The sequence below is a fragment of the Pseudomonas sp. FP1740 genome (assembly GCF_030687165.1).
Taxonomy (GTDB): Bacteria; Pseudomonadota; Gammaproteobacteria; order Pseudomonadales; family Pseudomonadaceae; genus Aquipseudomonas.
Window position 1 is genome coordinate 6021430 of record NZ_CP117461.1, and the last position, 14021, is coordinate 6035450.

The 14021-nt window shown below is 58.1% G+C and carries 11 protein-coding genes and 1 tRNA gene; 9 read left to right on the forward strand and 3 right to left on the reverse strand.

What is annotated here, in order from left to right; genetic code table 11:
- Positions 1 to 6 precede the first annotated feature (6 nt).
- On the reverse strand, positions 7 to 1032 hold the full coding sequence (tsaD, locus tag PSH69_RS27165) for a tRNA (adenosine(37)-N6)-threonylcarbamoyltransferase complex transferase subunit TsaD (RefSeq protein ID WP_018928841.1): 1026 nt from the start codon (positions 1030 to 1032) through the stop codon (positions 7 to 9).
- A gap of 199 nt (positions 1033 to 1231) precedes the next feature.
- Here tsaD and rpsU point away from each other — a divergent pair, with 199 nt between their 5' ends.
- The 5 genes from rpsU to PSH69_RS27190 all read left to right on the forward strand — a co-directional run bounded on the left by rpsU (position 1232) and on the right by PSH69_RS27190 (position 9774).
- Positions 1232 to 1447 (forward strand): 30S ribosomal protein S21, encoded by a 216-nt coding sequence (rpsU, locus tag PSH69_RS27170; RefSeq protein ID WP_002551877.1) that lies wholly within the window; start codon positions 1232 to 1234, stop codon positions 1445 to 1447.
- Between the two features lie 482 nt (positions 1448 to 1929).
- Entirely contained in the window at positions 1930 to 3897 is a 1968-nt protein-coding gene (gene dnaG, locus PSH69_RS27175; RefSeq protein WP_305410316.1) for a DNA primase, read from the forward strand.
- Positions 3898 to 3964: 67 nt separating this feature from the next.
- A complete protein-coding gene (rpoD, locus tag PSH69_RS27180) occupies positions 3965 to 5812 on the forward strand; it encodes an RNA polymerase sigma factor RpoD (protein WP_007936542.1) in 1848 nt (615 codons plus the stop codon).
- Between the two features lie 123 nt (positions 5813 to 5935).
- Complete coding sequence (locus PSH69_RS27185; RefSeq protein ID WP_305410317.1) at positions 5936 to 9682, forward strand: bifunctional diguanylate cyclase/phosphodiesterase; 3747 nt, start codon at positions 5936 to 5938, stop codon at positions 9680 to 9682.
- 15 nt (positions 9683 to 9697) lie between these two features.
- Positions 9698 to 9774, forward strand: a tRNA-Ile gene (locus PSH69_RS27190).
- Positions 9775 to 9836: 62 nt separating this feature from the next.
- On the opposite strand, the gene PSH69_RS27195 is transcribed toward PSH69_RS27190, so the two are convergent.
- Entirely contained in the window at positions 9837 to 10022 is a 186-nt protein-coding gene (locus tag PSH69_RS27195) for a hypothetical protein (protein ID WP_007936539.1), read from the reverse strand.
- A 452-nt stretch (positions 10023 to 10474) separates the two neighbouring features.
- Here PSH69_RS27195 and PSH69_RS27200 point away from each other — a divergent pair, with 452 nt between their 5' ends.
- The 3 genes from PSH69_RS27200 (at position 10475) to PSH69_RS27210 (ending at position 12614) form a co-directional block, all read left to right on the forward strand.
- Positions 10475 to 10783: a DUF3077 domain-containing protein gene (locus PSH69_RS27200; RefSeq protein WP_305410318.1), complete on the forward strand. Its 309-nt coding sequence runs from the start codon at positions 10475 to 10477 to the stop codon at positions 10781 to 10783.
- Between the two features lie 281 nt (positions 10784 to 11064).
- Positions 11065 to 11808, forward strand: coding sequence for a HipA family kinase (locus PSH69_RS27205; protein WP_258698777.1), 744 nt, complete (start codon positions 11065 to 11067; stop codon positions 11806 to 11808).
- The gene (locus PSH69_RS27210) at positions 11805 to 12614 is read left to right on the forward strand and encodes a DUF3037 domain-containing protein (protein WP_305410319.1); all 810 of its coding nucleotides are present in this window, start codon (positions 11805 to 11807) and stop codon (positions 12612 to 12614) included. The genes PSH69_RS27205 and PSH69_RS27210 overlap by 4 nt, the downstream gene beginning before the upstream one ends.
- Positions 12615 to 12712: 98 nt before the next feature.
- Here PSH69_RS27210 and PSH69_RS27215 read toward each other — a convergent pair whose 3' ends face one another.
- A complete protein-coding gene (locus PSH69_RS27215; RefSeq protein WP_305410320.1) occupies positions 12713 to 13357 on the reverse strand; it encodes a peptidase M41 in 645 nt (214 codons plus the stop codon).
- A 138-nt stretch (positions 13358 to 13495) separates the two neighbouring features.
- Here PSH69_RS27215 and PSH69_RS27220 point away from each other — a divergent pair, with 138 nt between their 5' ends.
- On the forward strand, positions 13496 to 13957 hold the full coding sequence (locus PSH69_RS27220) for an Lrp/AsnC family transcriptional regulator (protein ID WP_007980298.1): 462 nt from the start codon (positions 13496 to 13498) through the stop codon (positions 13955 to 13957).
- Positions 13958 to 14021 lie beyond the last annotated feature (64 nt).

The window sequence follows — 14021 nt, forward strand, 5'->3', positions numbered from 1 at the left end:
CACTCATCACAGTGCCGACAACTGCTCCATCGGCCAGCGCGCCTGTACGCTGATTGCCAGGCTTTCGTGCTGACCGGCCCGCAAGCGCTGGCAGCCGGCAAACGCAATCATCGCACCGTTGTCGGTGCAGAACTCCGGACGGGCATAAAACACATCGCCCCTCATGTCGCCGAGCATTTTTTCCAGTGACGTACGCAACGCCTTGTTGGCGCTGACGCCGCCAGCGATCACCAGACGCTTCATGCCGGCCTGTTTCAGGGCACGCTTGCACTTGATGGTCAAAGTCTCCACCACGGCCTGCTGGAACGCCAGCGAGATGTCGCAACGGGCTTGCTCGCCGTCGTCCCCGGCGCTGACGCATTGCTGCCAGGTGTTCAAGGCGAAGGTTTTCAAACCGCTGAAGCTGAATGCCAGGCCCGGACGATCACACATCGGACGCGGGAAGACGAAACGTCCGTCAACGCCTTGCGCCGCCAGACGAGCGATCTCCGGACCGCCCGGATAATTGAGGCCCATCATTTTTGCAGTTTTGTCGAACGCTTCGCCGGCGGCATCGTCGAGGGTCTCGCCCAAGAGCGTGTACTGACCGATCCCGTCGACCTGAACCAGCTGCGTATGACCGCCCGAGACCAACAAAGCGACGAACGGGAACTCCGGTGGCTGCGGCTCCAGCATCGGCGCCAGCAAGTGACCTTCCATGTGGTGCACGCCCAGCGCCGGGATACCCCAGGCAAAAGCCAGCGCCTGCGCGCAGGAAGCCCCTACCAGCAGGGCTCCGACCAAGCCGGGGCCGGCGGTATAAGCGATGGCGTCGATCTCGGTCGGCACGCAGTCGGCCTCCGCCAGCACCTGACGGATCAAGGGCAGCATGCGTTTGACGTGATCGCGCGAAGCCAGCTCCGGCACAACGCCGCCATAAGCGCGATGCAGGTCGATCTGACTGAACAGCGCATCGGCCAACAACCCGCGTTCGCTGTCGTAAAGTGCGACGCCGGTTTCGTCGCAAGAGGTTTCTAATCCCAGTACTAGCATGGGTTTGCGCCTTGTAGAGGCTGAATTCGAAGGCGCGCATAATAGTCGTCGCGTGATGCCCCGACCAGCGGTTTTCGATCAGAGGCTTTGCATTCCGAGCGATGAGGGGTTAACATCCGCAACCCTTAAAAACCGACGTCTTCAAGTGCTCTTTTGCCGCGAGGATGTTGACCCCGGTAATGAATGAAGGTAGCTCTGGATGCCAGCCGTCAAAGTTAAAGAGAACGAACCCTTCGACGTAGCTCTGCGTCGTTTCAAGCGCTCCTGCGAAAAAGCCGGTGTACTGGCTGAAGTTCGTAGCCGCGAATTTTACGAGAAGCCTACTTCTGAGCGTAAGCGCAAAGCAGCAGCCGCTGTTAAGCGTCACGCCAAGAAAGTACAGCGCGAACAGCGCCGCGCCGTTCGTCTGTACTAATACACAGACGATCGTAGCAAGCTTCTGCCAAGCCCGGCCCTCAGCCGGGCTAATGGCATTTGCGGACAACGCTTGATGCTTCACCGTCAAAGCCGCAGACGCGACCGAGACAAACCTGCTTCACAGCGTCAGACCTGGCTCTTTTGCCAGCGGTGCACGTCTTTTCTGACGAGCCTTTCAAGGCTACTGACGAGCACACCCACTGACTCCTCTCACGACGATCAGCCCAAGGCACCTTCTTGCGTGCCCGCTTATGAGCTATCCGAGGCCATTGACTGGCCGTCGCCGGACTCAGCGAAACACTTTCAAATAGTCGAATGCTGATTGGTACTAACGTCAGTGGATTTTCGGCAGATACACTTCCCGACAGCGATTACGCAGACGACACCGGTCGAGCCGCACACCCTGCGCGCCTCAAACAATGACCAGCGTTCGGCCGCCCTTCGTTTCGGGTCCATTTCAGCGCAGATGACGAGAACGCCATGGCCGGGCTAATTCCCCAGAGCTTTATTGACGACCTTCTGAACCGCACCGACATCGTCGATGTGGTCAGCTCGCGCCTGCAAATGAAAAAGGCCGGCAAGAACTACACCGCCTGCTGCCCGTTTCACAAAGAGAAAACCCCCTCCTTCAGCGTCAGCCCCGACAAACAGTTCTATTACTGCTTCGGTTGCGGCGCTGGCGGTAACGCCCTCGGCTTCATCATGGACCACGACAACCTGGACTTCCCCCAGGCAGTCGAAGAACTGGCCAAAGCCGCCGGCATGGAAATCCCCCGCGAAGAAAGCGGCCGACCGCACAAACCGCGACAGCCCACCGATTCGCCGCTGTATCCGCTGCTCAGCGCTGCCGCCGATTTTTACCGCCAGGCCCTGAAAAGCCATCCGGCGCGCAAAGCGGCTGTGGATTACTTGAAAGGTCGCGGATTGACCGGCGAAATTGCTCGGGATTTCGGCCTCGGTTTCGCTCCGCCCGGCTGGGACAATCTGTTCAAGCATCTCAGCAGCGACACCCTGCAGCAAAAGGCCATGATCGATGCCGGCCTGCTGGTGGAGAACGCCGAAACCGGCAAGCGCTATGACCGCTTCCGCGATCGCGTGATGTTCCCGATCCGCGACAGCCGCGGGCGCATCATCGCCTTCGGCGGTCGGGTACTGGGCGATGACAAGCCGAAATACCTGAACTCACCGGAAACTCCTGTTTTCCATAAGGGACAGGAACTCTATGGTCTGTACGAAGCGCGCAAGAACAACCGCAACCTCGACGAAATCATCGTCGTCGAAGGCTACATGGACGTCATTGCCCTCGCCCAGCAAGGCTTGCGCAATGCTGTAGCGACCCTGGGCACCGCCACCAGCGAAGAGCACTTGAAGCGACTGTTTCGCGTCGTGCCCAACGTGTTGTTCTGCTTTGACGGCGACCAGGCCGGTCGCAACGCTGCGTGGCGCGCACTGGAGGCGACGCTGCCGAGCCTGCAGGACGGACGGCGTGCACGCTTTCTATTCCTGCCCGAAGGCGAAGACCCGGACACACTGGTCCGCTCCGAAGGCACTGACGCCTTCCGCGCGCGGATCAATCAGCATGCACAGCCATTGGCCGATTATTTTTTCCAACAGCTGACCGAGGAATCGGACCCGCGCTCGCTTGAAGGCAAGGCCCACATGGCCACCCTCGCCGCGCCACTGATCGACAAGGTTCCGGGCGCCAACCTACGCATTCTGATGCGCCAGCGCCTGACCGAAATTACCGGACTCAGCGGTGAAGCCGTGAGTCAACTGGTGCAAAGCGCACCTCAGGAAGCACCACCGGCTTACGACCCGGGCATTGATTACGACGCCATGCCCGATTACAGCGACTACCATCAGCCGCAGGCACAAGAGATGTATGTGCCGCAGCAGGAGTGGACGCCGAAAAAACCCGGTGCGGGCGGCAAGAAATGGGACAAGAAACCGTGGGACAAGAACGGCAAACGTGGCGGCGATCGCGATCAACCGCGCGCGCCACGGGTACCGGCTGCTGTAGAGCCACCCACCCTGGCCGCCTTGCGCACGTTGCTGCATCACCCGCAACTGGCCGAAAAAGTCGAGGATGCCGGGCACTTTGCGGCCGAAGACCACACTAACACGCAACTGCTGGTCGCCCTGCTCGAAGCCGTACAGAAGAATCCCAAGCTAAACTCATTTCAACTGATTGCGCGTTGGCACGGCACTGAACAGGGCCGACTGCTGAAAGCGCTGGCAGAAAAGGAATGGCTGATTGATGGAGATAACCTTGAACAACAGTTTTTCGACACCATTACTAGCTTGTCAGCCCGCCAACGCGAGCGAAATCTGGAACAACTTCTTCGAAAAGCGCGTCAAAGTGAGTTGAGTGCCGAAGAGAAAAATCAATTGCGCGACCTTTTAAGCCGCAATGTTTGCGCATCAAACCCGACCTCAACTGGCGCGTGAGGTCATAGCTCAGGTATAATCCTCGGCTTGTTTTTTGCCCGCCAAGACCTTCAGTGGATAGGGTGTTATGTCCGGAAAAGCGCAACAGCAGTCTCGTATCAAAGAGTTGATCACACTTGGTCGTGAGCAGGGCTACCTGACTTACGCGGAGGTCAACGACCACCTGCCGGAGGATATTTCAGATCCGGAACAGGTGGAAGACATCATCCGCATGATCAATGACATGGGGATCAACGTATTCGAGGTTGCGCCAGATAAGGATTCCCTTATGCTGGCCGACGCCGATACCGACGAAGCCGCGGCCGAAGAGGCAGCTGCAGCGTTGGCAGCGGTCGAGACCGACATTGGTCGCACCACCGACCCAGTGCGCATGTACATGCGTGAAATGGGTACGGTAGAGCTCCTCACGCGTGAAGGCGAAATCGAAATCGCCAAGCGTATTGAAGAGGGCATCCGCGAAGTGATGGGCGCAATCGCGCACTTCCCTGGCACGGTTGACCATATTCTCTCCGAGTACACTCGCGTCACCACCGAAGGTGGCCGCCTGTCCGACGTCCTGAGCGGTTATATCGACCCGGACGACGGCATTGCGCCGCCTGCAGCCGAAGTGCCACCGCCTGTCGACCCGAAAGCCGTGAAAGCGGACGACGACACCGACGACGATGACGCCGAAGCAAGCGATGACGAAGAAGAAGCCGAAAGCGGTCCGGATCCGGTCATCGCCGCACAGCGTTTTGGCGCTGTCGCCGATCAGATGGAAATCACCCGCAAGGCGCTGAAAAAGCACGGTCGCTACAACAAGGCTGCGATTGCCGAGCTGTTGGCCCTGGCTGAGCTATTCATGCCGATCAAACTGGTGCCGAAGCAATTCGAAGGCCTGGTCGAGCGTGTTCGCAGCGCCCTGGATCGTCTGCGTCAGCAAGAGCGCGCGATCATGCAATTGTGCGTTCGTGATGCCCGCATGCCGCGTGCCGACTTCCTGCGCCAGTTCCCGGGCAATGAAGTCGACGAAAGCTGGAGCGATGCACTGGCCAAAGGCAAAAGCAAATACGCTGAAGCCATTGGTCGCCTGCAACCGGACATCATTCGTTGCCAGCAGAAGCTGACCGCGCTGGAAACCGAAACCGGTTTGACGATCGCCGAGATCAAGGACATCAACCGTCGCATGTCGATCGGTGAGGCCAAGGCCCGCCGCGCGAAGAAAGAGATGGTCGAAGCGAACTTGCGTCTGGTGATCTCCATCGCCAAGAAGTACACCAACCGTGGCCTGCAGTTCCTCGACCTGATCCAGGAAGGCAACATTGGCTTGATGAAAGCGGTAGACAAGTTCGAATACCGCCGCGGCTACAAATTCTCGACTTATGCCACCTGGTGGATCCGTCAGGCGATCACTCGCTCGATCGCCGACCAGGCCCGCACCATCCGTATTCCGGTGCACATGATCGAGACGATCAACAAGCTCAACCGTATTTCCCGGCAGATGTTGCAGGAAATGGGTCGCGAACCGACCCCGGAAGAGCTGGGCGAACGCATGGAAATGCCTGAGGACAAGATCCGCAAGGTATTGAAGATCGCTAAAGAGCCGATCTCCATGGAAACCCCGATCGGTGATGACGAAGACTCCCATCTGGGTGACTTCATCGAAGACTCGACCATGCAGTCGCCAATCGATGTCGCCACTGTTGAGAGCCTTAAAGAAGCGACTCGCGAAGTCCTGTCCGGCCTCACTGCCCGTGAAGCCAAGGTTCTGCGCATGCGCTTCGGTATCGACATGAATACCGACCACACCCTCGAGGAGGTTGGTAAGCAGTTCGACGTGACCCGTGAACGGATTCGACAGATCGAAGCCAAGGCGCTGCGTAAGCTGCGCCACCCGACGAGAAGCGAGCATCTGCGCTCCTTCCTCGACGAGTGATCACAGAACCCCCGGCCCAGGCCGGGGGTTTTGCTTTATACAGATTTAATGCCCCGCACGTCCCCCCCGCCGAATAGCCCGTCTACACTCGAAGCATTCCCCCAAAGCCATAACGAGACCGTTATGCCCAGATGGTCGACCGTGCTTTTTTTGCTGTCGCTGATGACCTGGACCGCAACGGCTGGCGCGCTGACTCTGACCGACGAAGAACGTAGCTGGCTGGCGGCTCACCCGGAATTGCGCCTGGGCGTCGATGCGTCTTGGCCGCCGTTTGAGTTTCGCGACGATCATGGGCGTTATCAGGGCCTGGCAGCAGACTATATCAACGTCATCCGGCAACGGCTGGCCATCAAACTCACGCCCATCGAACCGGTCAGCTGGACTGAAGTCCTGCAGCAGGCCAAACAGGGCAAGCTAGACATCTTGCCGGGCATCATGTCGACCCCAGAACGCCAGACCTATCTGTCGTTTACCCGCCCCTACCTCGATTTTCCGATTGTCATTCTGGCCCACGTCGGAGGCCCCCAACCGCGCAAACTCAAAGATCTGTACGGGCTGAAGATCGCCGTGGTGGAAAACTACGCCCCCCATGAACTGTTGCGCACCCAACATCCCGACCTGAATCTGGTGGCGATGCCCAATGTCAGTTCGGCATTGCAAGCGCTGGCTACTGACGAAGTGGACGCGGTCGTAGGCGATCTCGCCTCCAGTGTCTGGAGCCTGCGCCAGCTCAAGCTCGAAGGGCTCTACGTCAGCGGTGAGACGCCCTACCGCTATCAATTGGCGATGGCCGTCCCGCCGAACGACAAGCTGCTGGTCAGTATCCTGGACAAAGTCCTGGCAGACATGAGCCCGAGTGAAATCAGCGCCATCCAGGAACATTGGGTCGGTAATGTCCTCGATCATCGAACCTTCTGGTCCGATGTGCTGATGTACGGCCTCCCAGGACTACTGCTTCTGATCGTCGTTCTGGCAGTGGTTATCCGGATCAACCGCCGACTGAGCTCGGAAATAGCCCGCAGGGTCAATCTGGAACAGGAGCTGCGCAGCAGCGAATACCATTACCGCGGGCTGGTGGAGAGTCTTTCAGCCATCGCCTGGGAAGCGCAGATCAGCGATTACACCTACAGTTACGTGTCGCCCCACGCCCAGGACCTCCTCGGTTATCCCCTGTCCCATTGGCTGATTCCGGGCTTCTGGCGCAACATCATCCACCCCGCGGACCTCACCCGCGCCCAAGCCTTCTGCGACCGTGAAGTGGCGGCCGGGCGCGATCACAGCGTCGATTACCGGGTCATCACCGCTGATGGCCGCTGCCTGTGGGTCCGCGATATCGTCAGCCTGATCGAACACGGCCGTGAACCGGTCCTGCGCGGACTGATGATCGACATCAGCGAAGCCAAGCGCACCGAAGAGGCGCTGCGCCTGTCGGAACAGAAGTTCGCCTCGGTGTTCCAGCAATGCCCGGATATTCTGGTGATCGCACGGCTTTCCGATGGCTGCCTGCTGGAAGTCAACGAGGCATTCGAGGAACAGATCGGCCTCAAGGCCGAAGACGTCATAGGCCAGACGGCCACCGACCTGAATATCTGGGGTGTTCCTGGCGTGGGACCGGGTTTGCTGCAACGATTGCAGGCCGGCAGTATCCGCAACCTGGAGATGCCCTTTCGCCGCAACAATGGCCAGGTGTTTACCGGCCTGATCTCCGCCGAGCCTTTCGACCTCGACACGACCCCAGCCCTGGTGGTGGTCGTACGAGACATCAGTCAGCTCAAGGAAACCCAGCAACAGCTGCAAACCTCCGAAGAGAAATTCGCCAAGGCCTTTCATGCCTCCCCCGACGGCTTGCTGCTGTCCCGGCAGAGCGATGGCCTGCTCCTGGAGGTCAACGAAGGTTTCAGCCGTATTACCGGTTTCAACAGCGCAATGTCTGTGGATCGATCGGCCCTGGACCTGGGGATCTGGGTCAATCTCAACGAACGCAAACAGATGCTCGAATTGCTGCACCGGGATGGTTTTGTCCGCGACTTCAGTTGCCACATCCGCCGCAAGGACGGGCAGATCCGGCTCTGCGAAGTTTCAAGCCGACCGCTGCCCATCGGCGATGAAGACTGCATGTTGACCATCGCCCGGGATATCACCGAGCGGCACCTGATGCAGGAGAAACTGCAACAGGCCGCCACCGTGTTCGAGAGTACGGCCGAGGGTGTCTTGATCACCGATACCCAACAGCACATCAGCGCGGTCAATCGGGCCTTTACCGAAATCACCGGTTACAGCGAGACCGAAGCACTGGGCCACACCCCTCGCCTGCTCGCCTCGGGCCTGCACGACAGCGCCTTCTATGCGGCGATGTGGCATCAACTGACCGCCGAAGGTCATTGGCAGGGCGAGATTTCCAACCGGCGCAAGAATGGTGAGCTCTACCCAAGCTGGCTGACCATCAGCGCCGTGCGCAACCGGGACAAACTCATCACCCACTTTGTCGCGGTATTCGCGGACATTTCCAGCCTCAAGCACGCGCAAGCCAAACTCGACTACCAGGCGCACCACGATCCGTTGACCGGCCTGCCAAACCGCACATTGTTCGAAAGCCGTCTGCTGACCGCGCTGAACAACCAGCAGGAAAACGGTGGCCAGGGCGCCGTGCTGTTCCTGGACCTGGACCGTTTCAAACACATCAACGACAGCCTCGGCCACCCGGTTGGCGACCTGCTGCTCAAAGGCATCGCCGTGCGCCTCAAGGAGCAGCTGCGCGATATCGATACCGTGGCGCGGCTGGGTGGCGACGAATTCATCATCCTGCTCCCCGGCCTGCAACAGGCCAGCGATGCCGACAACATCGCCACCAAGCTGCTCAATTGCTTCGCGGCCCCTTTCCAGGCCGGCGAGCACGAGTTTTTCATCAGTGCCAGCATCGGCACCAGCCTGTATCCCAGGGACGGTTGCGACGTCGCCACACTGGTCAAGAACGCCGATGCCGCGATGTATCGTTCCAAGGCCAAGGGCCGTAACCGGGTTGAAAGCTACACCCGAGACCTCACCGCCCAGGCCAGCGAACGCGTGGCGCTGGAGCATGAACTACGACGCGCCATCGAGCGCAATGAGCTGTTTTTGTACTACCAGCCCAAAATCAGCCTCGAGGATCATCGGCTGGTCGGCGCCGAAGCGCTGATTCGATGGCATCACCCGACCTTCGGCGATGTGCCTCCCGAGCACTTCATTCCCCTGGCCGAAGAAAACGGCATGATCCTGCAAATCGGTGATTGGGTATTGGAGACCGCCTGCCAGCAGATGTACGAGTGGAATCAGGTCTATGAGTGTCTCGGCCCACTCTCGGTCAACCTGGCGGGCGCTCAATTACGCCAGCCGAACCTGCTCGGCCGAATCGAGCAATTGCTCAAGGACAACCGCCTCAAACCCGATTTTCTGCAACTGGAGATTACCGAAAACTTCATCATGAGCCAGGCCGAAGAAGCGCTGGCGGTCCTGCACCAGCTCAAGCGTCTGGGCGTGCAACTGGCGATCGACGACTTTGGCACCGGCTATTCATCCCTGAGCTACCTCAAACGCCTGCCGCTGGACATCCTCAAGATCGACCAGTCCTTCGTCCGCGGCCTGCCGGACGACCCCCACGACGCGGCGATTGTCCGCGCAATCATCGCCCTGGGTCGCAGCATGCAATTCACCGTCATCGCCGAAGGCGTCGAAACCCAGGCCCAGCAACAATTCCTCGCCACCGAAGGCTGCGAACAGATCCAAGGCTACATCGTCAGTCTGCCACTTTCCCCCGACGAATTCGCCGCGACGTTTCTTCGTATGGCCGTATCGGATTTTTCGGATAGCACTGCCGAGAAACCGTCGCTATAATCCGCGGCCTACTGAGGGCCTATAGCTCAGTTGGTTAGAGCAGAGGACTCATAATCCTTTGGTCCACGGTTCAAGTCCGTGTGGGCCCACCATACTCAAAGCCGCGCTAATGCGCGGCTTTTGGCTTTCTGAGATTGACGCTTAGTCTTAGGGTTCAGACCAGCCGAGCCACCAAGGCGACGACAGCAAAGGTCACCAGGGCCAGAGCGGCGCCGAGCCCGAACGGCAGTAGTATCGCTCGGGTCGCGGTGGGGGCCGGGCTACGCATGTCTTCAGCCAAGGCGGCCACGTCTCGGTGCAACTGCTCAATGCTGGCTTGAGTCGTGGGGGGTGTGGACATACTGCTTCTTCCTGTGTGGATCACGGGCCGCGCTGTGCGCTGCTCCGAGGCGGGTCATGCGTCATTATTCCTGTCTGCCGTCTAGGTTATATTTTGCGCGGACGGTGGGTTATCGGATGACGTCCTCCAAGGTTGTAGGCAAACTCCGAGAATTACGTAATGGGCGCATTTAGGCACTTTGCCGCCTTGTTGGGCTTTTCTTCGACGGGATACTCTCCAGACGTCGCTGCCAATGCAGCGATCGGGCTTGGAAACCCGTCGAAATTAGTTGCAACAGCGCCCCCTTCACGATTGCAAACGTTTTTAGCTTGCACTCTTGAGTTATGGCGGCTGTGCGCGGGACGTCTTCGGGCGTGCCGGTTTCCTAATTTCCCGGTTTTCCAACCTGCGCACAGCTGCCACCCATTCGCTTGGAAACGAACGTGACAGCTCCTCAAATTAGGAGTTACATCATGAACAAAACAGATTCACCCGCAGCTTCCGAACTGAAAACCATCGGCCTCACGCCCTTCACCTATTGCTCGGATCAGCCACTGTTCCACGTCAGCGCTGGCGTCCCCATCCTCGATGCATTGACTCAAACCTCCGACCTGCTATCCCTCGCCAAATCATTTGCCGAAGACGCAGCCTACGCAAAAGACACCGACCGCCACGCCTGGGCCGCGCACTATCTGACGGCGATGAGCAAAGCGGTGATTGATGATGTGGTGAAAGTGCTGACACCGCGACCTGCCCGGACGGCGACAGAGTCCGAGGAATAGCGGTTGATAAGCTGTGAAATACACCGGTGCATGCGGTACAAAGCCCGGGGTGCGCTAGATCCTAAAAATGTTAACGCGGGCAAATCCGTTTGAGAGACAACAAAAAGCCCCGATGTTTTCGCATCAGGGCTTCTTGTAAATGCAGCAGAGTATTCCGAATGCGTTACCGATCTCACGTATGGATCTTACCTACGCAATTCTCCTAAAAAAACATTGCGGGGCGTGGTGCAGCACAATGTAGACCAGTATCGTCTGGCAAGCTGATTTATAAGGGAACGGTAATGGCCGTGGGTAACTACATCGAAGCGGTTGAGATCATCCGGCGACTGGAGGGAGGCATCACGCGTCCCTTTCTGTGCCGAGCCAGCAATGACAAGCACTATGTGGCCAAGGGATTGGAATTACCGCCCACCGAGCGGATTGCCGAGCTGCTCTGCGCCCGACTGGCAGCTCAATTCGGCTTACCGATCCCCGAGCATGGCTATATCTATATTGACCCAGCCCTACTGCGCTACAACCTGGAAGCACGAAACGATCTTGGGCCTGGAGATAGCTATGCCCTAGCCTATGTTGCGGACGCTGCAGATATGTTGTATTCGCAAGTACAGCAGGTTCCAAGCGACCTGCAAAAAGCCGTCTTCATCTTTGATTACTGGGTAGGTAACGGTGATCGTCAGTTAGGGCCATTCGGCGGCCGACCCAACCTACTGATGTGCGGCCTCGACAATCAGCTGCAGCTGATCGATCACAATCAAGCGTTCAAATGGCCGCTGGATGCTCAAAAATTCGCACAAAGCCATGTGTTTGGCCCTAGCAATCGGACATGGCAGCTGGATCTGGTCGACAAAGTTGAATACGGCCAGCGGATGCACGACACTGCTATGCGGTTTCGTGACCTATGCTTGGACATTCCCGATGAATGGTGTGAATCCATCGGCAAACCGGGGCTCGACATTCTGCTCGAAGAAATTAAAAGTAACCTGATGCTCTGCCAATCGGACGAATTCTGGAGCGTCCTGCAATGAAATACACCTGCCTTTACAGCATCGTGCGCTTCGCGCCTTTTGCCGAAACCGAAGAATTTGCCAATGTCGGCATCGTTCTCTCGGCTCCAGCCATAGGGCGCATGGAGTACAGGCTCGCCCGTAAAAACCTGAAACGGGTCAATCACTTCTTCGAGTGCAGCAACCTATTCGCCAAGGCCATGGAAATTGCCCAGAACGAATTGGATAACGTTCGCCTCATGACAACAGAAGCCCAAGAGTCGCAGATCGTTAACCACTTTCGTTTCCTGACCGAGCCGAAGGAGTCACTGATTCGCTTCAGCCCCATGCGCTCAATATTGGTGGAAAACTTCGACGCAGCCCTCGGAACGCTATATAGCCGCTATATCGAACGCCAAGGCATAGGGCGTGATCGTCGCGAAGAGCTCATGGTTCGAGAAATTCGAACCATGTTCTCGGAAGCATCGATCCGCAATTTCCGTGATGACACCTTGATCGGCGACTTGACCAAACTGCACCTGCCCTTGGTTCACCGAAACGAGGTAGTGGCCGCTATCAAACCATTGGCTTTTGATCAGGCCGAACCAAGCGCGATACTCGACCACTGCGATCAGTGGCTGATGAAGTTCGTACGCGCCGAACAAGAAGGGATTATTCAACTAAAAAACGTACTAATCCCTGTCAGCACTCCCGCCGAGAATGAATCGCCCCGCCACCGTAAAGCGGTGCAGCTTGCCAAGACCAGCATCCAGGAGCGCGGTCTGCAGTTGGTCGACTTCCAGGCTACGCAGGCAATTGCCGCTTTCGCGCAGAACTACGCTCAGTAGTCTCATCTGGCGGCGATAAGCAAAGCGGCGATTGATGATGTGGTGAAGGTGCTTGCACCGCGACCTGCTCGAACCGCATCCGACGGCGTCCTGGATGTTTACGCCCAAACACTCAACACTGGAATGGCCTGCACTGGCCCCAGCCGCTCAAGCACTTCCCCCGTCAACACAACCTCATACGTATCCGCCGGCCGCCCCCACTGCTCCACAATGACCATGCGCTCTACCAGAAGCCCTGCCAATCCAGTAATCGTCTCGGCCAATTCCTCTACGATTTCTTGAGTGCGCAACCACAAGCGATCATTAATGTCTGTCAGTTCAGCAATGATGCTGTCGGACGACGCTGGATCCGTATCGGGGTAGGCGATGTTTCGAAGCAAGTACCGCAACTCTCTTATTTTTGCGTGATCCTGTTCCGCTCCAAACTCTCCTTTCAGGATGGCTGCCGCTTTCGACTTATCGACGCGTTTCTCGGGCGAGTGCTTTGCAGGCAAAGTCTGCGCAATGGCGCCGGCGTAGAGGACCATCATCCGGGCTTCCAAATGTTCCTTCATGGCTTCGATCGACGTAATCGACCGCGTCAAGGTAATGGAGGCCCCGCCATGGTGCGTCAGGCCCATGGTCACTTTCAGGGTCACATCACCCGTTTCAAAACCCAGGGCTCGGGCCACGACGTAGTGCCCCATTTCGTGATTGGCAATCTGCAGTGCATAGTCGCGCAGAGCCGCAGGCATGCTCTTCATTTCGATCCCCTCGCTTCACAGCCCCTGGTTGTGCATTCGACTACGAGTGACAATTTGTGTCCATCCAATTAACCCGTTGAGGGCATGGACTGCCTGTAATATGCCTGCCCATTGCTCTGTACCGCTGGAGATACCCCTTTGCCTGACACTCGCCCGCCCGTTCTCGACGAAATCGACCGCCAATTGATCGCCGCCCTGCAGATCAATGCCCGTGAAAGTGTGGCCATGCTTGCCCGGCAACTGGGCATCGCCCGGACCACCGTTACTTCGCGCCTGGCCCGGTTGGAAAAGGCCAAGGTGATCACCGGTTACGGTGTACGACTGGGTCAGCGTGTGGTGGATGGCGGATTGCAGGCTTACGTCGGGATTACGGTGCAACCGAGGTCTGGCAAGGAAGTGCTGCGACGACTTAGCGCCATGGCTCAGGTGCAGCAGCTGTGTGCGGTGAGTGGCGAGTTTGATTACGTGGCGTGGTTGCGCACCGATTCGCCGGAGCAGCTGGATCAGTTGCTGGATCAGATCGGCAGTGTGGATGGGGTGGAGAAAACGACGACTTCGATCATCCTGAGCAGCAAGATTGATCGGGGGCAGCCGGTTTGAGTTTCTACCAGTAAGCGTTCGGTGTCTGGTCGGGCCTCTGCGCGGGCAAGTCGGATCGCCGCAC